Here is a 22,324-nt window from a genome sequence, read left to right as displayed (position 1 = left end):
CAGGTGGGGGACAGTCATGACGACCCGTCGGATCTGGCGCATCGGCGCCGCCTTTGCTGCCCTGACAGCACTTGCCGCGTGCGGGGAGGACGACCAGCAACAGGCCGAGGCGGCGCCCCCGCCGCCCGCCGTCACCGTGGCGAAGCCGCTCGTCCAGGAGATCGTCGACCGGGACGAGTTCACCGGCCGGTTCAACCCCTATGCCATCGTCGACGTGCGCGCCCGGGTGTCCGGCTATCTCGACCAGATCGCGTTCACCGACGGCCAGATGGTCAAGAAGGGCGACCTCCTGTTCGTCATCGACCAGCGGCCGTTCCGCAATGCGCTGCAGGAGGCCGAGGCGAACCTGGTCAGTGCCCGCGCCCGGCAGCAACTGGCCGCCACCGACCTGGAGCGGTCCCGGGCCCTGGTGTCGAGTTCCGCAGTCGCCAAGGCGACCTTCGACCAGCGCCTCCAGGACAAGCAGGTGGCCGATGCCGGCGTGCAGTCGGCGGAAGCGGAACTGGCCAAGGCGAAGCTCGACCTGGAGTTCACCGAGGTGCGCGCGCCGCTGGATGGCCGGATCTCGCGCCGGCTGGTCGATGTCGGCAACCTGGTGGCGGGCGAGCCGTCCGCCACCATCCTGACCACGATCGTGGCGCTCGACCCGATCTATTTCGACTTCGACATGAGCGAGAGCGAGTTCCTGGCCTATAGCCGGGCCGCGGCCGAGGGCCGGATGGCGTCCCAGCGCGACGGCAAGGTGGAGGTCTCGCTGCGCCTGCCCGACGAGCAGAACTGGTCGCTCAAGGGCACGCTCGACTTCCTGGACAACCGGATCGACCCGGCCAGCGGCACGCTGCGCGCCCGCGCGATCGTCGCGAACCCCGACCTGTTCCTGACACCCGGCCAGTTCGGCCGCCTGGGCATGCCGGGCTCCGAGCCCTACCAGGCGATCCTGGTGCCGGACCGGGCCGTGCTGAGCGACCAGGCGCGCAAGCTGATCATGACGGTCGATGCCGAGGGGGTGGTACAGCCCAAGGTCGTGCGGATCGGACCGCTCCATGACGGCCTGCGCGTCGTGCGCCAAGGCATCACCGGCCAGGACGACGTGATCGTGGACGGGCTCGTGCGGGCGCGGCCAGGGGCCAAGGTGACGCCCGAGGCCGGCAAGGTCGAGGTCGAAGTCGCGGCGACGGAAAACTGAGGAGCGGTCGATGCGCTTCACCCATGTGTTCGTCGACCGCCCGATCCTGGCGGCGGTCGTCTCGATCATCATCACCATCGTCGGCGGCATCGCCTATCTGGGCCTGCCGGTGGCGCAATATCCCGAGGTGGCCCCGCCCACCGTCACGGTGCGGGCGACCTATCCCGGCGCCTCGGCGGAGACCGTGGCCGACACGGTGGCAGCCCCGCTCGAGCAGGAGATCAACGGCGTGGAGGACATGCTCTACATGTCCTCCCAGTCCACCGCGGATGGTGCGCTGACCATCACCATCGCCTTCGACCTCGGCACCGACCTGGATAAGGCGCAGGTGCTGGTCCAGAACCGCGTGGCGATCGCGGAGGCGAGCCTGCCCGAGGAGGTCCGGCGGCTGGGCATCACCACCCAGAAAAGCTCGCCCGACATGCTGATGGTCATCCATCTCCTGTCGACCGATCCGGCGGTAGACCTGCTCTACCTCTCCAACTACGCGGTGCTGCAGGTCCGCGACGTGCTGTCCCGGGTCGACGGGGTGGGCGATGTCCAGCTGTTCGGTGCGCGCGAATATTCGATGCGGGTCTGGATCGACCCGGAGCGCGCCGCCGCCCTGGACCTCACACCCGGCGAAATTGTGGCAGCCCTGCGCGCGCAGAACGTCCAGGTGGCCTCCGGCGTGCTGAACCAGCCGCCCAACCCGTCGCCGGGCGACTTCCAGCTCAATCTGGAAACCAAGGGCCGGCTGGTCGAGCCCAAGGAATTCGCCAACATCGTGGTCAAGACCGACGGCAGCGGGCGGGTGACCAGGATCCGGGACGTGGCCCGGGTCGAGGTCGGTGCCGTCGACTACTCGACCATCGGCTATCTCGACGAGGACCCGGCTTTGCCGCTGCTGGTGTTCCAGCGGCCCGGCTCCAACGCGCTGGCGACCTCCCAGGCGCTGCACGCCACCATGGAGGAGCTGTCGCACAACTTCCCCGAGGGCCTGGAATACCGGATCATCTACGATCCGACCGAGTTCATCGCGGAATCGGTGCACGAGGTCTACAAGACCATCTTCGAGGCGGTGGCACTCGTCGTGGTCGTGGTGATCCTGTTCCTCAAGACCTGGCGGGCCTCGATCATCCCGATCCTGGCGATCCCGGTCTCGCTCATCGGCACCTTCGCGGTGATGGCCGCGATGGGCTTCTCGCTCAACAACCTGTCGCTGTTCGGCCTGGTGCTGGCGATCGGCATCGTGGTCGATGACGCGATCGTCGTGGTGGAGAATGTCGAGCGCAACCTGGCGGCCGGCATGACGCCGAAGGAGGCGGCGCACCGGACCATGGACGAGGTCGGCACCGCACTGGTGGCGATCGCCCTCGTGCTGATCGCGGTGTTCGTACCGACCGCCTTCATCACCGGCATCTCCGGCCAGTTCTACCGGCAGTTCGCGCTCACCATCGCCGCTGCCACCGGCATCTCCCTGATAGTGTCGCTGACGCTGAGCCCGGCCCTGGCCGCACTGCTGCTCAAGCCCCACGACCCGCACCACAAGCCCGGCCTGCTGGCCCGGCCGGTGCATGCCTTCTTCCGCGGCTTCGACCATGTGTTCGACCGGATCTCGGGCGGCTATGCCGGATTGACCCGGCGGCTGGTGCGCCTGCCGGTGCTGATCCTGCTCGTCTATGCCGGCCTTTTGGGCTTCACCTGGCTCCAGGTGGAGCGCACGCCCGGCGGCTTCATTCCCGAGCAGGACCAGGGCTACCTGATCACCGTGATTCAGCTCCCGCCGGGCTCGTCCCTGGACCGTACCGACCAGGTGGTGCGCGAGGTGGCGGGGCTGATCCGCGAAACCCCCGGCGTCGCCCACAGCGTGGCCTTCTCCGGCTTCGACGGCGCCACCTTCACCAACACGCCGAGCGGCGGCGTGATCTTCTCCGCCCTGGAGCCGTTCCCCGAGCGGGTGGCAGGGGGCCATGATGCCAACGCGATCCTGGCCGACTTCCGCCAGCGCCTGAGCGGGGTCCAGGAGGCGATGGTGTTCAGCCTGATGCCGCCGCCGGTCCGGGGCCTCGGCACGGGCGGTGGCTTCAAGATGATGATCCAGGACCGCAACGGCCGCGGCCTGCCGGCCCTGGAGGAGGCGACCCAGGCCGTGGCCGGGGCCGCCAATGCCGAGCCGGGCCTCACCTCGGTGTTCTCCCTGTTCAGCACCAAGACGCCCAAGGTCTATGCCGACATCGACCGGGTGCAGGCGGAGATGCTGGAGGTTCCGGCGTCCCGGGTGTTCGAGGCGCTGGAGGTCTATCTCGGCTCCGCCTACGTCAACGACTACAACCTGTCCGGCCGCACCTTCCGGGTGACCGCGCAGGCGGACTGGCCCTATCGCCAGACCCCGCGCGACGTGGCCAGGCTCAAGACCCGCAGCGACAACGGCGCGATGGTGCCGCTGGGCTCGGTCGCGACCTTCCGCGACATCACCGGGCCCTACCGGGTGGCGCGCTACAACCTCTACCCGGCGGCCGAGCTGCAGGGCTCGACCCTGCCGGGTACGTCCAGCGCCCAGGCGCTGACGGCGATGGAGCGGCTGGCGGGCGAGCTGCTGCCGAGCGGCTTCGCCTATGAGTGGACCGAGCTGTCGCTCCAGGAAAAGCTCGCCGGCAACACCGCGGTGTTCGCCTTCATCGCGGCGGTCGTGTTCGTGTTCCTGGTGCTGGCAGGGCTCTACGAGAGCTGGCTCCTGCCGCTGGCGGTGATCCTGATCGTGCCGATGTGCGTGCTGGCGGCGATCAGCGGCGTGCTGGCCGCGGGCTTTGCCAACGACATCCTGGTCCAGATCGGCCTGGTCGTGCTGATCGGCCTGGCGGCGAAGAACGCGATCCTGATCGTGGAGTTCGCCAAGCAGGCCGAGGAGCGCGGCATGGACCGGCTGGATGCGGCGGTGGAGGCGGCGCGCACCCGGCTGCGCCCGATCGTCATGACCTCCCTGGCCTTCATCCTGGGCGTGGTGCCGCTGGTGCTCAGCACCGGGGCGGGGGCGGAGATGCGCCGCACGCTGGGCACCACCGTGTTCGCCGGCATGCTGGGAGTGACCCTGTTCGGCCTCCTGTTCACGCCGGTGTTCTACGTGGTCTGCCGCTGGCTGGCTGGCCGGCGGCGTGGCCGGGCCCAGGCGGCGGTGCCCGCCGCGTGACCAGCCAGGCGGCGGGGAGGGTGCGACACCATCCCCGCCGCTCCGTCCCAACGGCGCCGACGGGCTTGACCGGCCTGGCGGCGCCGTTTCTTTTGCATGGTCGGGACAGCACGCGGGGGTCCGCGCGGCCCGATGGGGGACATGGCTGGGCATGGGCGGCGAGCGGCTGGTCTTGTGGGGCAACCTGGCCGGGATCGCCGGCAACCTCATCTGGGCGACCACCATCCCGGTGACGGAGATCCTGCTGGCGACCTGGCCGCCTCTGGCCCTGGCCGCCGCCCGGCTGACCGTCGCGGCACTGGGCGTCCTCCTGCTGTTCCCGCTGCTGCGCCGCCCGCTGCGGCTCGGCGGCATCCCCTGGCCGGTCGTGCTGCGCCTGTCCTGCCTCTACATGGTGCCGTCCGTGGTGCTGATGATCTGGGGCCAGGACCTGTCCGACCCGATGGCGGCCGCGATCGTGTTCACCACCATGCCGCTGGTGTCCGCCATCATCGGCGCGGTGCAGGGTACGGAGCGCGTGCGGACCAGCCTGCTGCTGGGCGTGGGCCTGGCGATCGCCGGCGGCGTGCTGGCCAGCGGCAGCTTCGACGAGGGTGCGCCCGGCTTTCGCGGCGGCGAGCTCGTGCTGCTGGTCTCGATCACGCTCTGGACGCTGTTCTCCCGTGCCACCGTGCGCGACCTGGACGGCCACGATACGCTGGCACAGTCGCTGGTGACGCTGGCAGCCGGCGGGGCCACGCTCACCCTCTTGTCTGCCGGGCTGACCGGTGCCGGCTGGCTGCCGCCGGCAGCACCGGACGGGCGGGAGATCCTGCTGCTGCTCTGGATGGGCTGCATCGGCATCGGCCTGTCGACGCCGCTCTGGTTTTTGTCCGTGCGCCTGCTGGGTGTCACCGTCGCGTCGATGCACCAGAACCTGCTGCCATTCTATGTCGTGGTGCTGGCGGTGCTGCTGGGCCAAGGCGGGATCGGCGGCCGCACCCTCGCCGGCGCCGCCCTGGTGAGCCTGGGCGCACTGGTGGCCCAGCTCCCCTGGGCCAGGATGTGGCGCGGCCGGGTCACCTCTGTCTGAGCCCTTGCCCCGCAGGACGGTCGCTGCAAGTTCAGAAGACGGGCCATCGTCCGGGAGGGCAGCATGCCGCGTGTCGCCGTGATCGTCGGAAGCCTCCGGCGGGATTCCATCAACCGCAAGCTCGCGCAGGCGCTGGCCAAGCTCGCCGGGAGCCAGTGCCAGTTCGACCTGCTCGAGCTGGCGGACATCCCGCTCTACAACGAGGACCTGTTCGATCCGGAGCCGCCGGCAGCGGTCCGGCGGATGAAGGAAGCGGTGACGGCGGCCGACGCGGTGCTGTTCGTGACGCCGGAATACAACCGCTCGTTCACGCCGGTCGTGAAGAACGTGCTGGACTGGGGCAGCCGCCCGGTCGGCACGAGCTGCTGGCAGGGCAAGCCCGCCGCGATCGTGGGCGCCTCGCCGGGGGCGATCGGCACCGCCGTGGCCCAGTCCCAGCTCCGCCATGTCGTGGTGGGCCTCGGCATGGTGCTGATGGGCCAGCCGGAGATGTATCTGAGCTTCAAGGCCAGCATGCTCGATCCCGAGCACAACGTGGTGGAGGACCGCACCCGCCAGTTCCTGGGCAACCACCTGACGGCCTTCCTCGCCTGGATCGAGCGTCACCAGCCCGGCTGATCCTCCGGATCGGCGTCCATCAGCCGGTCCAGCAGGAACGCCGCGCGTGCCGCCACGGGCAGGCGCGGCACCTCGATCAGCGTGTAGCCGAGCTCGCCATAGGTCCTGACCATCTCGGCATGGGTGCGCGTGGCGATCTCGAGGGATTGCCGCCGCTCCCGGTCCTGGGCGTAGATCTCGGGCCAGGGCGGGCAGACGAATACCTGGTGATGGTAGCGGTGCGCGCGGGCGGCTTCCGTCACTTCGGGCGGCACCGGCAGCCCCTCCAGGCGCAGATAGCCCAGCACGTCCGGGATGCCGCGATCGAACCAGAGCCGGGAACTGCCGGTGACGTGGTGGAAGTTCGCCGTCTCGCGCGCCAGCATGGCCAGGGCGAAGCCGCTCCGGTCGCTCCAGGGAAGGGCACTGCCGCCGCTTCTCATCTGCTCCTGGATGATGGCGCGGCCGGTCTCGGCCACGCAGCGCTCACCCATTCTTTGCAGCTCAGCGAGCAGCGTGCTCTTGCCGGAGCCGGGGCCGCCGGTGAGCACGATACGGCAAGGCTCCATCAAGGGTCGTTCCTCCGATCGTGGGTGGGGTGTGGCGATGGGCGCCGGATGGGCCGATTCTTGCCCTGGGCTTGCCAATCTACCGGGAGTCGGCCTAGTCGCCGGCACCATGACCATTTCCAGCAAAGGCAGGATCTTGACCGGACCTCTCGCGCTCTATCGGGAGAAACTCGCTGACGGCGGGCTGAAGCCTGATCCCGACCAGGAGCGGGCGGTCCAGCGTCTGCAGCGCCTGCACGACGAACTGGCGGCCCGTCCGTCCCAGGACGGCAATGGCAGCGGGTTCTGGAGCGGCCTGTTCGGCCGCAAGGCGTCGCCCGCCCCGCCGGTCAAGGGCCTCTATCTCTGGGGCTCGGTCGGCCGCGGCAAGTCGATGCTGATGGACCGGTTCGTCGCGGCCACGCCGGAGCCGAAGACCCGGCGGGTCCACTTCCATGCCTTCATGCTGGAAGTGCAGCGCCGGCTGCACGAGCTACGCCAAGCCGGCGCCGAGGGCGATCCGGTCGGGCGGGTGGCCGATGCGATCGCCGCGGAGACGCGGCTATTGTGCTTCGACGAGTTCCACGTGGTCAACATCGCGGACGCGATGATCCTGGGCCGGCTGTTCACCGGCCTGTTCGACGCCGGCGTCACCGTGGTCGCCACCTCGAACTGGCCGCCGGACCGGCTGTACTGGGACGGGCTCAACCGCGAGCGCTTCCTGCCGTTCATCGCCCTGCTGAAGCAGAAGGTCGACGTGCTGAGCCTGAACGGCCCGGTCGACTACCGGGTCGAGCGGCTGCGCGACCTCGCCACCTGGTTCTCGCCGCTGGACGAGGCTGCGGCCGAGGCGGCGGAGCGGCTGTTCCTGGCGCTGACCGACGGGCAGCCGGGTTCGCCGGTCGAGCTGTCGGTGGGCACGCGCAGCCTAAGGGTCGCCCGGGCCGAGGGGCCGGTCGCCTTCTTCGACTTTCCCGAGCTGTGCGACCGGCCGCTGGGGGCCGCCGACTATCTGGCGATCGCCGAGCGCTTCCGGGTCGTGTTCCTGACGGGCGTCCCGGTCCTCGCTCCGGCCCGGCGCAACGAGGCCCGGCGCTTCATGACCCTGGTCGACGTGCTCTACGAGAACCGCCGGCTGCTGGTCGTCACCGCCGCCGGGCGGCCGGACGAGCTCTACCCGGTCGGGGAAGGCGCCTTCGAGTTCCAGCGAACGGTCAGCCGGCTCCTGGAAATGCAGAGCAGTGCCTGGCTGGAAGCCGCGGACGCGGCGGGCGGCGAGCTCCTGCGCCGGGACTTCGCCCCGTTCGCGCTGACCTCGGACCTGAACTGAGCAGCGCCAGGCATCCGCGGAGGTGGCAGCGGCGATGAGGGCCAGTGCCGCGGGCAGGGCCGTGAACGGCATCGCCAGCACGGTCATGGCCGGGCGTGCCGCATGGACCTGGCCCAGGCCGTCCCAGAGCAGCCAGGCCGCGAGGAGGAGGAAGCCCGCGACCGCCGCCCAGGGCAGGGCGGCACCGAGCCCGCCGCTCACGGCCGGCAGGACCCGGCGCCAGCACCAGGCGACGGTCAGCATGCCGGCTACCGGGGCAGTGGCCAGCAGGGCCAGGAGCAGGGGCGACACCTGCTCAGGTGCCGCCATGCCGCTCGCCGCCCCAGCCCAGGCCAGCGCCCACTGGTTGAACGTGCCATGGCTGAGCCAAGCAGCCACGAACGCCCCGACGGCAGCGCCCAGGTCGGCGTTCGGCCGGGCCAGCAGCACCACGGCGGCAGCGATCCCGGCGGTGAAATGGGCCGGCAGCGAGACCAGGCTGCGGACCAGCAGCAGCGTGCCGTCCTCGCCCGTGCCGGCCAGGTAGAGCAGGTTCTCGTAGCTGCCGAAGCCCAGCGAGATCAGGATCGCGGCCTCGGCCCGGGTCAGCGCCGCCTCCACCGGCAGGCGCGGCGCCAGCACCAGCCAGAGCGCCAGGGTCTTGGCCAGTTCCTCCAGCAGGCCGGATTCCAGCCAGCCGCTGGCCAGGGTGGCGCCCGCAGGCGGCATGACGGAGGCGAACGGTGCCACGATTGCGAACGGGGCCAGCAGCGGGGCCAGCAGCATGCCCAGGCCGAACGCGTCGACGCGCTGGCGGGGCGTGGCGGCATGGCCGGTGCGGGCAAAGGTCAGGAGCAGGAGCAGGCCGGGCATCGCCACCACACCCGGCAGCCAGAGCAGGCTGCTCATGGCAGGTCGCCACCCGGAGGGGCGACCAGCAGGCCCAGCAGGCCGGACAGCGCCAGCGCCGCGGCCAGCACGAGCGGCGGCAGCAGCAGGGGGCGCAGGCGGCAGGGCCGGCCGATCCGGCCCTGGCCGGCCAGCACCGCCAGCACCGCATGCGCCAGCACGAGGACCAGGGCGGCTGCCATCGGGCGGCCGTGCCAGAGCAGCAAGAAGGGGCTGGCCAGTGCCGCCGCGGCCGCGGCCGGCAGCCCGGCCGACAGCGCCCACCACCCGCCGAACAGGAGGGCCGGCCACGCGGCCGGCCTGATCCCGCCGCCGCTCTGCGCCTGGTCGTCCATGGAGCGCCTTCCGCTGATCGCCTGCCGCATCGCTAGCCGGTTTCACGGCGGGCGTGCGGGGGCATCATGGTTAACGCACATTAAGGTACCGTAGCCGGGCGGGTGCTCCCGTGGCCGGCCGTGCCGCCCGTCCTCAGCCCACCTGGCAGAGCCGCCAGGGGCCGATGTCGACATGGAGATGGTCGTGATGGAAGCGGTCAGCCGGCGGGCCCAGCACCACCTGGAAGTGCCGGCACGCCGCCTTGCCGACCGCCCGCAGGAACCGGCCGGCAGCGTCGCGCCGATACCAGTCCCGTGCGACGTCGATGCGCCTGCCATCCGCCAGCCGGAAACCGCGCAGGTCGAGCGCACGCCCCGTGGCATGGAGGCTCGGCCGGCTGCTGTTGCCGGTCATGGAGCGGCAGGACCAGCTTCCGGCGGTGAGCACCTCCGCCACCGGCGCACCGGCCTCCGCCCATGCCAGCCGGTCCAGTTCCGGCACGAAGCCCGCCCAGGCGGCTGCCATGGCGCAGGACGTCTTGGGCGGCGGCACCAGCGCCGGCCCGGCCCGCTCGAGGATCAGGGGCTGGTCCACTCCGCAGGCACCGCCCGGTGCCGCCGGCCAGGGGCTGAAGCGTGCGCCGGTGGCGGCGAGAGCCGCCATGCAGCCGGGATCGGTCGGGGGTGTGGCAGGCTGCCGGGTAGCGCAGCCGGCGAGCACTGCCAGCAGGGCCAGGGCTGCGACGCGGAAAGGGACGTGAAAATGGGCTTTCAGCATTAACGCGATGTTCACCGGCAGGGAGCGAAGATGGGTGCAGGCGGTGGCGGCCCGCATTGGATTGCGGAGCGGCCCGCCATCGCCATGCCCTGACCGATCGGAGCAGCCTTGCCCTTCCTGCGCCAGTCGTTTCGCCGACTATGCCGCTTCCCGCTGCTCCCCTGGGCGCTGGTCGGGCTGCTCCTGGCTGCCCTGGCTTGGGCGGGCGGTGCGGCGGTCCTGGCCGCGCCTGTGGGGGATGCCCCGGCAGCGGTCGAAGTCGCGATCCTGCGCATGCCGGCCACGGCCGCTATACTGCCCATGGGACCGCCTGACGCCGCGCCTGCCGCCGCCCGGCCGGCGGAACCCAATGGTGCACGGGTAGCGGTGATCCTGGCCGGTGCCGGGCTCGATCCGGCCCTGGCGCGTGCGGCACTCGACCTGCCGGCACCGGTGGCGCTGGCCTGGTCCGCCTATGCCGACCAGCCACCGCCGTTCCAGGCGGAACTGCGCCGGCGCGGCCACGAGATCTGGCTGGACCTGCCGGTGTCGCAAGGCGATCCCGCCCGGTTCGACGCAGGCCCGCTGGCGATCTCGCCGACCCGAAGCGATGCGGACAATCTCGACCGGCTGGCGGGTGCCCGTCACCAGGTCCCGGCACCTGCCGGCGTGCTGCTGGAGCCCGGTGCCTTCGGTGCTAGGCCACAGCGGCTGCTGCCGGTCCTGGCAGCACTCGAGGAGCACCGGCTGCCGGTGGTGCTCCACGGCGAGTTCGCCACGCTGCTGGCCCGGGAGGCCTCAGCAGAAGTCGGGCTGGCCCAGGGCTCCCTGCGGGTCACCAGCCTGCCGGCCAGGGTCGACGAGTTCCTCCACATGCTGGGGGCTGCGGCCTCGGCCGATGGCCGGGCGCTGGGCGTGCTGCCGAGCCATCCCCTGGCGATCGAGCGCCTGGCGCGCTGGCTGCGCGGCCTGCCCGCTGAAGGCTTGACGCTGGTGGCACCTTCGTCGCTCCTGCGCGCCCAGGCCGGTGTCGTGCCGGCCGACGAAGGCGGGGCCGCTCTGGCGGCGGGCCGGCAGCATGAGGGATGAGATGGACGAGGAAGGTAGCTGCATCGTCACCGTCGAGCCGCTGGCAGGCTATCGCCCCTGTGTCGGGATCCTCCTGCATCGGCCGGGCCGGGGCCTGTTCCTCGGGCGGCGGATCGACACGATGGTCGAGGCCTGGCAGCTGCCCCAGGGCGGGATCGACGGCGGCGAAACACCGCTGACCTCGGCGGTGCGCGAGCTGCGCGAGGAAGCGGGCACCGATGCCGCCAGCCTCGTGCGCGAGAGCGGGTGCTGGCGCGCCTACGACCTGCCGCCCGACCTCGCGGCGAAATCCTGGCAGGGGCGCTACAAGGGGCAGACCCAGCGCTGGTTCCTGTTCCGCTTCGACGGCGACGATGCCGACATCGATCTGGTCGGCCATGGCGAGGAAGCCGAGTTCGCCGAGTGGCGGTGGGCCATGCCCGACGAGGTCATGCGGCTGATCGTGCCGTTCAAGCGCGCGATCTACCGGCACGTGTTCCAGGAGTTCGCGCCGGAGCTGGTCTAGGCGGTGCGGCCGGCCGTGGTGCCGGGGCGGCGGAGAGGCCGACGGGGAGCACCCGCCGCAGCCCGGGGGAGCGGTCCGCGGCTACTGGTGCTGCTGCTGGGCGCCCTGCTGGCCGCCTGCGGGCGCACTGCAAGCCCGCCGCCACAGCCGCCACCATTGCCGCCGGCAGCCGCAATCCCGGCGCCCGCGGTGCGGGCGGATGACCAGGAACGGCTCTGCCGCGGGCTGCGGCAGGTGGTGGCGGCCTGGCCGGACGCGTTCATCAGCCTGCGCGGCCAGCCCATCGGACCCTCCCGCTGGCAGGCCCCGCCGCTGGACGACGCGTTCGCCCGCTGCCGGATCGAGGGCAGCGGACGGCTCACCGCCAGCCATGCCTGCCTGGCCCGCCCGGGCGGCGTCGTCGACCACGCGGTGGCGGCCGCGGGCTTCCAGGCGACCGCCGCCCGGCTCGACCGCTGCCTGGCCGACCCCGACCCGGCCGCGATACGCCGCTGGGTCAAGGCGGGAACCGTCGAGCTCGCAGGCGGCGAACGGCAGGTCCTGTGGCACGACGAGGCAGCCTGGCCCCGCCCCGCCGTGCAGCTCAAGCTGGAGGAGGATTACGACCAGCCGGGCGCCTGGCGCCTGCGCCTTGCGACCTACACCATGCGCTGACGAGGCCGAGGGCTGCGCCGGCCGGCGGGAGTGGCGGCCTGGGCATGATCAGCACGCGCGCGGTGCTCGACCAGACCTGGCCAACGAGCGTGCCCGGCCGGAAGCTGCCTCGCCGCCCATCGCCGTGGCGCAGCCTCGCGAATATGGTCCCGCCCCGTAACGCTGATGAGCGGCGGAATCGGCGAAACCATGAGCTAGAGTCAGGCGCGGCGCTGCTGGAACCGGCTGGGCGAATGGCCAGAAGGCGGATGTTGCCCCACCTCCCGTCCCAGCGGTGCGTTCCGTGAACCCATCTGCACCGACGGCGGACGGAAGAACCGAGAAAGCCAGGGAGCTGCCGTCATCCCATGGGCGAATTCATGCCTGAGGCGGCGGGGCGGTGCTGGCGCGCAGCACGAGGGGCGCGTCGAGAACCAGGTGCTCCACCGGCTGCTCGACCCGCTCGCCACGGCCGGCCAGGCGGGTGAGCAGCCGGTCGGCGGCGACGTGGCCCATCTCGTAGGCAGGATTGAGCACGGCGCTGAGCGGCGGGTGGCAGAGCGCGTACCAGTCCTGGTCGTCGAACCCGACGAGCGAGATCTCGTCCGGGATGCGCAGGCCGGCCCGGCGCAGGCCGACCAGCACGCCCTGGGTCATCATGTTGTTGGTGGCGAACAGCGCGGTCGGGCGAGGGTCCAGCTCCAGGAGGCGATCCACGGCGCGCTCGCCGCCCTCGGCCAGGAGGTCGGCGCGCAGGACCAGCGCCTCGTCATAGGCGATGCCGTGGCGAGCGAGGGCGCGCCGGTAGCCTTCCAGCCGGTGCCGGTCGAAGGTGGCATCCATGGGGCCGGTGACGATCGCGATCCGCCGGTGGCCCTGCTCCAGCAGATGGCCGACCACTGCCTCGGCCGTGGCCCGGTTGTCGATCGTGACCGTGTCGGCCTCCAGGCCCGGCACGTCGGAATCGACCAGGACCACCTGCACGCCGCGCTCCTGGGCCTCGTGGAAATGCTCGGCGCTCGCCGCCGAGGTCGCCGCGATCAGCCCGTCGATCTGCTTTTCCACGAGCACGCGGACCAGCGCGCGCTCGCGCTCCAGCGAGTTGCCGGTATTGCCCAGGATCACGCTGTAGCCGGTCTGGGACAGGCGTGATTCCACGCCGCTGGCGATCCCGCCGAAGAACGGGTTGGCGACATCGGCCAGCAGGAGGCCGATCGTGAAGCTCTGGCGGCTGCGCAGGCTGGCGGCGATCGAGTTCACCACATAGCCCAGCCGCAGCGCGGTCTGGCGGACCCGCTCCGCTGTGGCCGGGGTGGAGCCGCTCTCGATCCCGGCCAGCACCCGCGACACCGTCGCCTTGGACACACCGGCCGCCTTGGCCACGTCCTCCATGGTCGGCCGCCTGCGCCACTCCATCGCACGCATTCCTTTATCCATCCGCCGCGCCCGGTTCGGCTGCCAGCATATCGCCGCTGATGGCACGGATCATCCGGAATGAAATCGGTTTAGTAAATCGGTTCCAAACATGTGCCCGTTCATGTCGGCTTTTGGGCGAGCTGCATGGGGCGCGATCTGGCAGGTATGGGGAGCCCGGGCGGATGATGCCGTAGGTGATCGCCTGGGCGAAGTGCCGATCTGCTGGGTCAAGCTCATGCCTGGTCAAACAGGCTGGCCGCGCCGAGGCCACCCATCCTTGTCACACGGCAATGAATCACGTTCGTCGACGCGTGCTGAAGCTGCCCTGATGCTCGTCGGCATGCTGCAGCGCTCAATCTCGATGCGGCGTGGTGCCGGCAGAGCCGAAGCTGAAAGACGCCTGTTTCCAAGTACGACTGCGGCCGACCGGGGCCGCTCGCAGTGGAGGGGGCGGCAAGCCGCATACCGGATACGACCGCAGCAATGTCGGGTGACGCGCGGGCGGATGTGGGCGTGCCGGTTGCACCTCAAGATAGTCCAGGCCCTGCAAGGGATGCGTCGCGCGCCGCTTGAAGGTAGTGGTCCATCTTGCTGCAGTGTTCCGAGCCAAACGTGGCTCTCCAGCCGGCCGATCACCTTCTTTCGCCGAGCGCGGATCGCCGACGCCGCCGGCCGCGACGCTGAGCAGCGGGCCTGCCGGGCTCCACCGAGTTTCCCGAGAACCGGCCACCGGTGGGCACCTCCGCGAACGCTGCGCACCCTCCTGATCCAGTTGTCTGCGGCGGGTAGCCTGGTTGGCGTCTCGGCGACGCTGTTGACGGGAACGTGCCCGAGCCCCTGGATCTCCGCGCGCGGCCTGAACCGCCATCCTGCTGCGGTGCTGGCCCTGGACGATGCCGAACTGAACGTCCATGCCGACCTGGTCGGCAGCCGGCGTCTGGCCGACTTCCTGGCCCACCTGATCCGGCACTGACCGGCAGGTCGCGCTGACGGGACAGGACAGCGCGCCTAGACTGGCGGCATCTTCCCTTCCTGGAGACCGGGCTCTTGGCTGATTCCGCTTCCCTCGGCGACGCGACCCTGAGCCTGCATGGCGGCGCGGAGGACCGTCGGGTGGGTGCGCCTGCGGCACCGCCGCCGGTGCTGGCCACCAGCTTCTTCACCCATCCGGACGCGGTCGGGTTCGCGGCCGCCGAGATCGACGCGGCGACGCCGCATTTCTATACCCGTTGGAGCAACCCGACCCTACAGCTGCTGGAGACCCGGCTGGCCGCGCTGGAAGGCGGCGAGGCGGCGGTGAGCTTTGCGAGTGGCATGGCGGCGGTGACTGCGCTGTTCCTCGACCGGCTGCGGGCGGGTGACCACCTGATCCTGTCCGAGGTCTGCTATGCCGGGGTGGCGGAGCTGGCCCATGCCCAATTGGCCGGGCTCGGGATCGCCACGAGCTTCGTCGACACGTCGGATCTGGCCGCGGTGGCGGCGGCGTTCCGGCCGAACACCAGGCTGGTTCATGTCGAGACGCCGGCCAACCCCACGCTGCGCATCACCGATATTGCCGCCGTGGCGGAACTGGCCCGTGCGCGGGGCGTGCCGCTGTCGGTCGACAGCACGATCGCGACCCCGCTCGGCACCCGGCCGCTTTCGCTGGGTGCGGACTATGTCATCCACTCGCTGACCAAATATCTGTGCGGCCATGGCGATGCACTGGGCGGGGCCGTGATCACCAGTGCCCAGCGGGCCATGTCCCTGCGCAAGGAGAGCCTGATCCATCTGGGCGGCTCGCTCTCGCCGTTCGCGGCCTGGCTGATCATGCGGGGCATGGAGACGCTGGCGCCGCGGATGGCCCTGCACGAGAGCAACGCCCGCAGGCTCGAGGCCTGGCTGGCGGAGCATCCCAAGGTCCTGCGCGTGCTCTGGCCGGGCTCGCCGCGGCATCCGCAGCACGAGCTCGCCCGGCGGCAGATGCGCAACTTCTCCAGCCTCCTGTCCTTCACCCTGAAGGAAGACAATGCCCGGATGGCACGCCGGGTGGCGGAGCGGCTGCGGGTGATCTCGCCGGCCGTGTCGCTCGGCAAGACCAAGAGCCTGCTGTTCTACATTCCCACCGATGACATCATCGGCGCGTCCTGGCGGATGGGCGAGGCGGCGGCGGGGCGCTACCGGACGCTGGCGGGGGAAGGGGTATTCCGCTTCTCAGTGGGGCTGGAGGACGCGGACGACCTGATCGCCGACCTGGACCAGGCCCTGGCCTGAGCCGCCAGCGTGGCCGCGGTCGCGAATGGCATCCATGCGCACGGCACGCGCGCAGCCGAGTTGCGGCGTGCCGTGGCCTGTCGGCACAGCTGGAGCGGGTGGCCAATCTCCAGGCCATCTGCCCGCACCGGGACATCGGCTGCCTGCTTCTTCGTGGCGCTGTCCATCTGTGCCGCCATCCTGAACAGCACCACGCCCTCGACACTTTATGCCGTCTACCAAGCGCGCTGGCAGCTCGGCGCCACGACGCTGGCCGCGATCTTCGCGATCTACTCGGTAGCCACGCTCGCCGCCCTGCTGGTCCTGGGCCGCCTGTCCGACCGGCGGCTGGTGATCGTCCCGGCCCTGCTGGTCTGCGCCGCGGGGTGCGTGCCGCCGTCATGGCCTCGGTCGCGTTCACGGCGGGCGCGTCGCTTGGGCCCATCATCAGCGCTGCCGCCCTGCAGCTCGGCTGGTGGCCCACCCGGCTGCCCTTCGCCCTGCTGGCTGGCCTGTCGCTCGTCACCGCGCTGACCCTGGTGGCACTGCCCTGGCCGGCTGCGGCACGCGAGCCCGCCACCAGTGTCGCCAACTGGCCGGAGCGCCCCGACGGCGTGCTGCCGACCCTGCATGCGATCCGCGTGCCGTTCGTCGCCGCGGCCACCGCACTGATCCTGGCTTGGTCGATCGGCTCGACCTTCATGGCGCTGGGGCCGACCTTCACCGCCCGGCTGTTCGACCTGAACGATCCGGCCGTCGGCGCCTTCACCGTGGTGGGCTTCCAGCTGGTTGCTGGCATCGTCCAGTTCATCTGCCGGCAGCGTGACCCGGCAACCTGCATGATCCGGGGTGCCGTGCTGGTGGTGGCGGCCCTGCTGGCCTGCACTTTTGGTGCCTGGGTCGGCCTGCCGCTCCTGTTCGTCGGCAGCGTGCTCGCGGCCGGGATCGGCTATGGCGCCGCGTTCGTGGGGGCGGCCGGCACGGGAACCTGGTGACCCCACCCGACCAGCGCGCGACCTTCGTGTCCCTGTTCTACGTGGCCGGCTATTTCGGCAACACCATCCCGCTGGTGGCGCTGGGCGTGGTCGCCGATGCGGTGGGGCTGCTGGGCGGACTGGTCTTCCTCGCGACGGCGGCGGTCGCCCTGATCCTGCCGCTCCTGGGCTTGGCACGCCGGCTGCCGGCCGGACGCGACTGACGGTAAATGGACAGATCATTGCCGGTCTGACATGAAGCGCGCGGACGCCGATCAGCAAGGGGGCATGCAAGTGGCGGTCGTGACAGGCTCGATGCAGGACGACGTACTGGAAGGCACGGAGGAGCGTGACCTGATCTTTGCCGAGGACGGCGACGACCAGGCGTGGGGCCGGGGCGGCGACGATGTCATCGAGCTGGGGCAGGGCGACGATTTCGGCCGCGGCGGCGATGGCAACGACCTGATCAGCGGGTTCGAGGGCGGCGACCTGCTCGTGGGCGATGCCGGCGATGACATCCTGCGCGGCGGCCTGGGCAACGACCGGCTACAGGGCGGCGACGGCGCCGACACGCTCCAGGGTGGGAACGGCGACGATGTCCTGCTGGGCCAGGCGGGCCATGACCTGCTGCAGGGCGGGGAGGGTGACGACACGCTCAATGGCGAGGCCGGCGACGACCGGATGCAGGGCGGGGCGGGCAACGACCTGCTCCAGGGCGGCCTCGGCAGCGACACGATCTTCGGCCAGGACGGGGACGACCGCATCATCGCCCAGGCCGAGGAGTACGAGGTTCCGGCCGAGGGGGAGCACTTTCTGTTCGGCGGTGCCGGCGACGATTTCATCATGGCCCCCTACACGCAGAGCACCATCCATGGCGGCAAGGGCGACGACGAGATCCTGCTCGGCCTGGACGACATCTACCTGCCGTCCTTTCCCGGGACGGTCGTGGATGGCGGCGATGGCGACGACCGGGTGGAGGGCGGCTATGGCAATGACCTGGTCCGCGGCGGCACCGGCGACGACTATATCGACATCAGGGACGGCGACGACCGGGTCTCGGGCGGGCTCGGCGACGACATCGTCTGGGGCCAGAGCGGTGACGACGTGCTCGACGGCAACATGGGCGACGACACGCTGGTGGGCGGCAACGGCCACGATCTGCTCAGCGGCGGCAGCGGCAACGACCTGTTCGCCGTCCACTTCATGGACTTCTTCCTTACGGACCGGGAAACGCGGGTCCACCAGGCGGACGACCTGATCCTGGACTTCGTTCGCGGGCAGGACCGGCTGCAGATCACCTTTGCCGCCGAGGGCCACCCTGCCACCGGCGAAGGCGGCGGCCGGGCGGTGGTCCGCTTCCAGGATCTCGACACGGATGGCAGCGGCGTGCTGGACGGCGGCGACGCGGCCGTGTCCGTCCAGCCGGTCAGCCATGACGGCGAGACCAGGGCGTCGCTCGTGATCGATGCCGCGAAGCTGCCGTATCAGTCCCTGGTCGCCACGCACGGCACGATCACCCTGTTCGGCGTCACGGCACTGGGTGCGGCGGACATCGATGCGGCGACGTCGATGAGCGCCTTTCATCCGCCGGCATGAGACCGGCAGCCCGGCGGCCGCGTCGCCGCCGGGCTCGTGCCGAAGCTCCCGGCCTCAGCCCTTGATGAACGCCAGCAGGGCCCGGTTGATCACCTCGGCATGGGTCGTGCACATGCCGTGCGGGAAGCCGTCATAGGACTTGAGCGTGCCGTTCTTCAGCAGCTTCACCGATAGGGGTGCGGAATCCTCGTAGGGCACGATCTGGTCGTCCGTCCCGTGCATGACCAGGACCGGTACCTCGATCTGCTTCAGGTCCTCGGTGAAGTCGGTCTCGGAGAAGGCCTTGATGCAGTCGTAATGGGCTTTGGCACCGCCCATCATGCCCTGGCGCCACCAGTTGTCGATCACACCCTGCGAGACGGTCGCACCTTCCCGGTTGAAGCCGTAGAAGGGGCCGGCCGGGACATCGTGGTAGAACTGGGCGCGGTTGGCGGCCAGGGCCGCGCGGAAGCCGTCGAACACCTCGATCGGCAGGCCGCCCGGGTTCTTCTCGGACTTGACCATGACCGGCGGCACCGCGCCGATCAGCACGGCCTTGGCCACCCGGCCGGGCTCCGCGCGGGCGACATAGTGCGCGACCTCGCCGCCGCCGGTGGAATGGCCGACATGGACCACGTTCCTCAGGTCCAGTGCCGCCACCAGCTCGGCAACGTCGGCGGCATAGGTGTCCATCTCGTTGCCGGTATCGGTCTGGCTGGAGCGCCCGTGGCCACGCCGGTCGTGCGCGATCACCCGGTAGCCCTCCCCCAGGAAGAACAGCATCTGGCTGTCCCAGTCGTCCGCGCTGAGCGGCCAGCCGTGGTGGAACATGATCGGCTGGGCGTCCTCGGCCCCCCAGTCCTTGTAGAAGATCTCGGTGCCGTCCTTGGTGGTGATGGTGCTCATCGGTCGAACCTTTCCTGAAGCGCCTAGTGCCGTTCACGCGAACGAAAGCACAGTGCAGCCTTGCAAGAATCGGGCTGGAGCGGAACCGACAGAATCCGATGGGTTGGGGGATTACGTTCGGCGGGCGGCGTGGTCGGGACTCACGGCGCGTCTGCCGGCGCTTGCGCGGGCTCGGGCGCGGCCGGGTGGGCGTCGCCCGCTGCCGCTAGCCAGACGAGTTCGGTGCCGGCCAAACGCGCCTGCAGGGCAGCCGGCGGCGGGACATCGCACACGATCGTGTCGACCTGCTCGAACCGGCACACCCGCACCCTGGCCCTGGCGCCGAGCTTGCTGCCGTCCGCCGCCACGACCGTACGGGCGGCGGCATCGATCATCGCCCGCGCGACCCGGGCCTCGTCGAGGTCGAAATCCATCAGCCCGTCCGTGGCATCGATCGCGCCGATCGACAGGATCGCAACGTCCGCACGGAACTGCTCGATCAGCGCCAGCGCTTCGGGGCCCACCGCGGCACCGATGTCGGCCCTAAACGCGCCGCCGGCGAGATAGACCCGGTGCTCGCGCCGCCCGAGCAGGGTCCGGGCGATCTCCAGCGCGTTGGTGACGACGGTGAGCCCGCGCCGTTCCAGCAGGGCCTCGGCCACGAAGGTGGTCGTCGAGCCGCCGTCCAGCATCACCGTCTGGCCGTCCTGGATCTGGCCCGCCACCGCCCGGCCGATCCGGCGCTCGATCTCGGTGCGCTCGCTCAAACGCCGGGAAAAGGGCGGCTCGGCCTGGGCCAGCGGCAGGGCCACGGCACCATGGGCGCGCACCAGCCGGCCTTCCTCCACCAGCGCCCGGGTGTGACGGCGCACGGTCTCGTCCGACACGTTCAGGTGCTGGGCCAGTTCGCTGATCGTGCAGCGGCCACGCTCGCGCAGCGTGGTCATGATCGCGGTCTGCCATTTGGTGGGGAACATGCACCGGCCTCGTTGCGTCCGGCGCGGAAGCTGGGGCGCTGTCCTCGCGAAATCAACAAAGTTGTGGTTTTCCTGTTGACCTCGCCACCGTTGCAGGCGGACAGTTCCGGTAAAGGACCGAATGACGGACGGGTGCCAGGCCCGCCACGTCCAGCGGCCCGATAAAGGGGAGGGAGAAGCTATGGTGAGGCGTCTCTTGCTGTCCGCTGCCGTGGCGCTGCCGATGGCGTTCCATGGTGGCGATGCCGGTGCGGTCGAATCGAACGACCCGATCAAGCTCACCCTGCACGACTGGACGGGCCAGCACATCACCACCCGGATCATGGGCTCGGTGCTGGAGAAGGCCGGCTACAATGTCGAATATGTCCAGGCCGACTATCTGGCCCAGTTCGCCGGACTGAAGACCGGCGACCTCCATGTCGCCATGGAGATCTGGGAGACCACCGGCCGCGAGGCGATGGACGAGGCCACCGAGACGGGTCAGGTCGTGAACCTGGGCGAGACCGGGATGCAGGCGATCGAGGAGTGGTGGTACCCGGCCTATCTGAAGGAGCAGTGCCCGGGCCTGCCGGACTGGGAGGCGCTGGCCGACTGCGCCGAACTGTTCTCGACCGCCGAGACCGCGCCGGACGGGCGCTATCTGGGCGGGCCGGTGACCTGGGGCGGGTTCGACGAGGAGCGGGTCGAGGCCCTGGAGCTGCCCTTCGTCGTGGTCCATGCCGGGACCGACGCGGCCCTGTTCGCCGAGCTGGAGAGCGCGTATCAGCGCAAGGCGCCGATCCTGCTCTGGATCTATGCGCCGCACTGGGCGCCCATCAAGTACGAGGGCGAATGGGTGGCGTTCCCGCCCTATGAGCCCGCCTGCTACGAGGACCCGGCCTGGGGCATCAATCCCGACCTCACCCATGACTGCGCCAAGCCGCGCGGGCCGATCTGGAAGGTCGCCTGGCAGGGCGTGGCCGAGAAGTGGCCGGGCGCGCACAAGGCGATCCAGGCCTTCCAGGTCGAGAACGACGAGATGGGCCGGATGATCGGGGCAGTCGACCTGGACGGCCGGCCGATCGAGGCGGTGGTCGAGGAGTGGGTTGCGGCCAACGAGAGCCGCTGGAAGCCCTGGATCGGCCAGTAGGGCCGGCCATGGCGGCCGCCCGCCCGGTCAAGCTCGCGGCAAACGGCATCTGGAAGCTGTTCGCTGCCGATGGTGCCGCCCTGGACCGGCTGGGGCCGGATCCCGACGATGCCGCGCTGGAGCGGGCCGGGCTGGTGGCCGGGGTGGCCGATGCCAGCCTCGCCATCGGCGAGGGCGAGATCTTCGTCATCATGGGCCTGTCCGGGTCGGGCAAGTCCACGCTGGTGCGCTGCCTGTCCCGGCTGATCGAGCCGACCAGGGGCCAGGTGCTGCTGGACGGCCAGGACCTGACCCGCGCGTCGCCGGCCGAGCTGATCCGGCTGCGCCGCCACAAGATGGGCATGGTGTTCCAGAACTTCGCGCTCCTGCCGCATCTGACGGTGCTGGGCAACGTCGCCTTTCCCCTGGAGGTGCAGGGGGTGGCCAGGGCCGAGCGCACCAGGCGGGCGCGGGAGATGATCGCCTTGGTGGGCCTGTCCGGCCGCGAGCACGACCTGCCGCACCAGCTCTCGGGCGGCCAGCAGCAGCGGGTCGGCATCGCCCGCTCGCTGGCGGTGGGGCCGGACCTCTGGTTCCTGGACGAGCCGTTCTCGGCCCTGGACCCGCTGATCCGCCGCGAGATGCAGAACGAGTTCCTGCGCCTGCAGGCCGGCCTGAAGAAGACGATCGTCTTCATCACCCATGATTTCGACGAGGCGATCCGGCTGGCCGACCGGATCGCGATCATGCGCGGCGGGCGGATCATCCAGACCGGCACGCCCGAGGAACTGGTGCTGCATCCGGCGGACAGCTACGTCGCGGAGTTCACCCGCGAGGCGCCGCGCGCGCGGATCCTGACCGCCCGCGCCATCATGCGCCCGCTGGACGAGCGGATCGAGGTGGCGGGTGCGGTGGATGCCGGCGCCAAGGTCCAGGCGATCGCCGCGAAGGTCGAGGCAGCGCCGATCCCCCACCTCGTCACCGAGGGCGACCGGCCGGTGGGGCTGATCGATCGCTCGGCCGTACTGGCCGTGCTGCTGGGCCGGGAGATGGTGCGGTGAGCCTGGCG

At 70.7% G+C, this 22,324-nt stretch carries 22 protein-coding genes; 16 read left to right on the top strand and 6 right to left on the bottom strand.

Annotated elements, in window-relative coordinates; translation table 11 throughout:
- Positions 1–16: 16 nt before the first annotated feature.
- The 4 genes from HLA95_RS04710 (at position 17) to HLA95_RS04695 (ending at position 6,045) form a co-directional block, all read left to right on the top strand.
- Positions 17–1,186 (top strand): efflux RND transporter periplasmic adaptor subunit, encoded by a 1,170-nt coding sequence (locus tag HLA95_RS04710; protein WP_191058841.1) that lies wholly within the window; start codon positions 17–19, stop codon positions 1,184–1,186.
- Between the two features lie 10 nt (positions 1,187–1,196).
- Complete coding sequence (locus HLA95_RS04705; RefSeq protein ID WP_191058840.1) at positions 1,197–4,355, top strand: efflux RND transporter permease subunit; 3,159 nt, start codon at positions 1,197–1,199, stop codon at positions 4,353–4,355.
- Between the two features lie 151 nt (positions 4,356–4,506).
- The gene (locus HLA95_RS04700) at positions 4,507–5,427 is read left to right on the top strand and encodes a DMT family transporter (protein WP_222182614.1); all 921 of its coding nucleotides are present in this window, start codon (positions 4,507–4,509) and stop codon (positions 5,425–5,427) included.
- A 63-nt stretch (positions 5,428–5,490) separates the two neighbouring features.
- Positions 5,491–6,045 carry an NADPH-dependent FMN reductase gene (locus tag HLA95_RS04695; RefSeq protein ID WP_191061365.1) on the top strand — a complete coding sequence of 185 codons (555 nt, stop codon included), beginning with the start codon at positions 5,491–5,493 and terminating at the stop codon, positions 6,043–6,045.
- Here the strand turns inward: HLA95_RS04695 and HLA95_RS04690 are convergent.
- A complete protein-coding gene (locus HLA95_RS04690) occupies positions 6,030–6,593 on the bottom strand; it encodes an AAA family ATPase (RefSeq protein ID WP_191061368.1) in 564 nt (187 codons plus the stop codon). The two genes, HLA95_RS04695 and HLA95_RS04690, sit on opposite strands and share 16 nt — an antisense overlap.
- Before the next feature lie 136 nt (positions 6,594–6,729).
- On the opposite strand from HLA95_RS04690, the gene zapE reads away from it, so the two are divergent.
- The gene (gene zapE / locus HLA95_RS04685; protein WP_255591480.1) at positions 6,730–7,902 is read left to right on the top strand and encodes a cell division protein ZapE; all 1,173 of its coding nucleotides are present in this window, start codon (positions 6,730–6,732) and stop codon (positions 7,900–7,902) included.
- A gap of 884 nt (positions 7,903–8,786) precedes the next feature.
- Here zapE and HLA95_RS04680 read toward each other — a convergent pair.
- Together HLA95_RS04680 and HLA95_RS04675 are read right to left on the bottom strand one after the other, a co-directional pair.
- Complete coding sequence (locus HLA95_RS04680) at positions 8,787–9,125, bottom strand: hypothetical protein (protein ID WP_222182612.1); 339 nt, start codon at positions 9,123–9,125, stop codon at positions 8,787–8,789.
- Between the two features lie 133 nt (positions 9,126–9,258).
- Complete coding sequence (locus HLA95_RS04675) at positions 9,259–9,768, bottom strand: extensin family protein (RefSeq protein WP_222182610.1); 510 nt, start codon at positions 9,766–9,768, stop codon at positions 9,259–9,261.
- A gap of 222 nt (positions 9,769–9,990) precedes the next feature.
- On the opposite strand from HLA95_RS04675, the gene HLA95_RS04670 reads away from it, so the two are divergent.
- From HLA95_RS04670 to HLA95_RS04660, 3 genes are all read left to right on the top strand, one after another.
- On the top strand, positions 9,991–10,950 hold the full coding sequence (locus HLA95_RS04670; RefSeq protein WP_222182608.1) for a divergent polysaccharide deacetylase family protein: 960 nt from the start codon (positions 9,991–9,993) through the stop codon (positions 10,948–10,950).
- Positions 10,940–11,455 carry an RNA pyrophosphohydrolase gene (locus HLA95_RS04665; protein WP_255591478.1) on the top strand — a complete coding sequence of 172 codons (516 nt, stop codon included), beginning with the start codon at positions 10,940–10,942 and terminating at the stop codon, positions 11,453–11,455. Before HLA95_RS04670 ends, HLA95_RS04665 begins: the two co-directional genes overlap by 11 nt.
- Before the next feature lie 87 nt (positions 11,456–11,542).
- Positions 11,543–12,109: a hypothetical protein gene (locus HLA95_RS04660; RefSeq protein WP_222182606.1), complete on the top strand. Its 567-nt coding sequence runs from the start codon at positions 11,543–11,545 to the stop codon at positions 12,107–12,109.
- Positions 12,110–12,466: 357 nt separating this feature from the next.
- On the opposite strand, the gene HLA95_RS04655 is transcribed toward HLA95_RS04660, so the two are convergent.
- A complete protein-coding gene (locus tag HLA95_RS04655) occupies positions 12,467–13,513 on the bottom strand; it encodes a LacI family DNA-binding transcriptional regulator (protein WP_191061086.1) in 1,047 nt (348 codons plus the stop codon).
- Positions 13,514–14,318: 805 nt separating this feature from the next.
- Between HLA95_RS04655 and HLA95_RS04650 the strand changes: the two genes are divergently transcribed.
- From HLA95_RS04650 to HLA95_RS04630, 6 genes are all read left to right on the top strand, one after another.
- Complete coding sequence (locus HLA95_RS04650; RefSeq protein ID WP_191061085.1) at positions 14,319–14,477, top strand: hypothetical protein; 159 nt, start codon at positions 14,319–14,321, stop codon at positions 14,475–14,477.
- 74 nt (positions 14,478–14,551) lie between these two features.
- Positions 14,552–15,757 (top strand): trans-sulfuration enzyme family protein, encoded by a 1,206-nt coding sequence (locus HLA95_RS04645; RefSeq protein ID WP_191061084.1) that lies wholly within the window; start codon positions 14,552–14,554, stop codon positions 15,755–15,757.
- A gap of 9 nt (positions 15,758–15,766) precedes the next feature.
- On the top strand, positions 15,767–16,270 hold the full coding sequence (locus tag HLA95_RS29055) for an MFS transporter (protein WP_322100099.1): 504 nt from the start codon (positions 15,767–15,769) through the stop codon (positions 16,268–16,270).
- Positions 16,180–16,731, top strand: coding sequence for a hypothetical protein (locus HLA95_RS04640; RefSeq protein WP_322100106.1), 552 nt, complete (start codon positions 16,180–16,182; stop codon positions 16,729–16,731). Before HLA95_RS29055 ends, HLA95_RS04640 begins: the two co-directional genes overlap by 91 nt.
- Positions 16,728–16,934, top strand: a complete 207-nt coding sequence (locus tag HLA95_RS04635) for a hypothetical protein (protein ID WP_191061621.1) — start codon at positions 16,728–16,730, stop codon at positions 16,932–16,934. The genes HLA95_RS04640 and HLA95_RS04635 overlap by 4 nt, the downstream gene beginning before the upstream one ends.
- A 64-nt stretch (positions 16,935–16,998) precedes the next feature.
- Entirely contained in the window at positions 16,999–18,306 is a 1,308-nt protein-coding gene (locus tag HLA95_RS04630) for a calcium-binding protein (RefSeq protein ID WP_191061620.1), read from the top strand.
- Between the two features lie 54 nt (positions 18,307–18,360).
- Here the strand turns inward: HLA95_RS04630 and HLA95_RS04625 are convergent, their stop codons facing one another.
- Together HLA95_RS04625 and HLA95_RS04620 are read right to left on the bottom strand one after the other, a co-directional pair.
- Positions 18,361–19,191 carry an alpha/beta fold hydrolase gene (locus HLA95_RS04625; RefSeq protein ID WP_222182602.1) on the bottom strand — a complete coding sequence of 277 codons (831 nt, stop codon included), beginning with the start codon at positions 19,189–19,191 and terminating at the stop codon, positions 18,361–18,363.
- A 140-nt stretch (positions 19,192–19,331) separates the two neighbouring features.
- A complete protein-coding gene (locus HLA95_RS04620; RefSeq protein WP_222182600.1) occupies positions 19,332–20,147 on the bottom strand; it encodes a DeoR/GlpR family DNA-binding transcription regulator in 816 nt (271 codons plus the stop codon).
- A 223-nt stretch (positions 20,148–20,370) separates the two neighbouring features.
- Here HLA95_RS04620 and HLA95_RS04615 point away from each other — a divergent pair, with 223 nt between their 5' ends.
- Positions 20,371–21,276 carry an ABC transporter substrate-binding protein gene (locus HLA95_RS04615; protein ID WP_255591500.1) on the top strand — a complete coding sequence of 302 codons (906 nt, stop codon included), beginning with the start codon at positions 20,371–20,373 and terminating at the stop codon, positions 21,274–21,276.
- 8 nt (positions 21,277–21,284) lie between these two features.
- Positions 21,285–22,316 carry a quaternary amine ABC transporter ATP-binding protein gene (locus HLA95_RS04610; protein WP_191058779.1) on the top strand — a complete coding sequence of 344 codons (1,032 nt, stop codon included), beginning with the start codon at positions 21,285–21,287 and terminating at the stop codon, positions 22,314–22,316.
- Positions 22,317–22,324: the final 8 nt, after the last annotated feature.

The sequence above is a fragment of the Geminicoccus harenae genome (assembly GCF_019800005.1).
Lineage (GTDB): Bacteria > Pseudomonadota > Alphaproteobacteria > Geminicoccales > Geminicoccaceae > Geminicoccus > Geminicoccus harenae.
This window is presented reverse-complemented; position numbering and strand designations above follow the sequence as displayed.

What these genes read in the sequence shown, in the direction of transcription:
- HLA95_RS04710 (WP_191058841.1), top strand. Translation starts at nt 17, where the DNA reads ATGACGACCCGTCGGATCTGGCGCATCGGCGCCGCCTTTGCTGCCCTG.
- HLA95_RS04705 (WP_191058840.1), top strand. Translation starts at nt 1,197, where the DNA reads ATGCGCTTCACCCATGTGTTCGTCGACCGCCCGATCCTGGCGGCGGTC.
- HLA95_RS04700 (WP_222182614.1), top strand. Translation starts at nt 4,507, where the DNA reads ATGGGCGGCGAGCGGCTGGTCTTGTGGGGCAACCTGGCCGGGATCGCC.
- HLA95_RS04695 (WP_191061365.1), top strand. Translation starts at nt 5,491, where the DNA reads ATGCCGCGTGTCGCCGTGATCGTCGGAAGCCTCCGGCGGGATTCCATC.
- HLA95_RS04690 (WP_191061368.1), bottom strand. Translation starts at nt 6,593, where the DNA reads ATGGAGCCTTGCCGTATCGTGCTCACCGGCGGCCCCGGCTCCGGCAAG.
- HLA95_RS04680 (WP_222182612.1), bottom strand. Translation starts at nt 9,125, where the DNA reads ATGGACGACCAGGCGCAGAGCGGCGGCGGGATCAGGCCGGCCGCGTGG.
- HLA95_RS04675 (WP_222182610.1), bottom strand. Translation starts at nt 9,768, where the DNA reads ATGGCGGCTCTCGCCGCCACCGGCGCACGCTTCAGCCCCTGGCCGGCG.
- HLA95_RS04665 (WP_255591478.1), top strand. Translation starts at nt 10,940, where the DNA reads ATGAGGGATGAGATGGACGAGGAAGGTAGCTGCATCGTCACCGTCGAG.
- HLA95_RS04655 (WP_191061086.1), bottom strand. Translation starts at nt 13,513, where the DNA reads ATGCGTGCGATGGAGTGGCGCAGGCGGCCGACCATGGAGGACGTGGCC.
- HLA95_RS04630 (WP_191061620.1), top strand. Translation starts at nt 16,999, where the DNA reads ATGCAAGTGGCGGTCGTGACAGGCTCGATGCAGGACGACGTACTGGAA.
- HLA95_RS04625 (WP_222182602.1), bottom strand. Translation starts at nt 19,191, where the DNA reads ATGAGCACCATCACCACCAAGGACGGCACCGAGATCTTCTACAAGGAC.
- HLA95_RS04620 (WP_222182600.1), bottom strand. Translation starts at nt 20,147, where the DNA reads ATGTTCCCCACCAAATGGCAGACCGCGATCATGACCACGCTGCGCGAG.
- HLA95_RS04615 (WP_255591500.1), top strand. Translation starts at nt 20,371, where the DNA reads ATGGCGTTCCATGGTGGCGATGCCGGTGCGGTCGAATCGAACGACCCG.
- HLA95_RS04610 (WP_191058779.1), top strand. Translation starts at nt 21,285, where the DNA reads ATGGCGGCCGCCCGCCCGGTCAAGCTCGCGGCAAACGGCATCTGGAAG.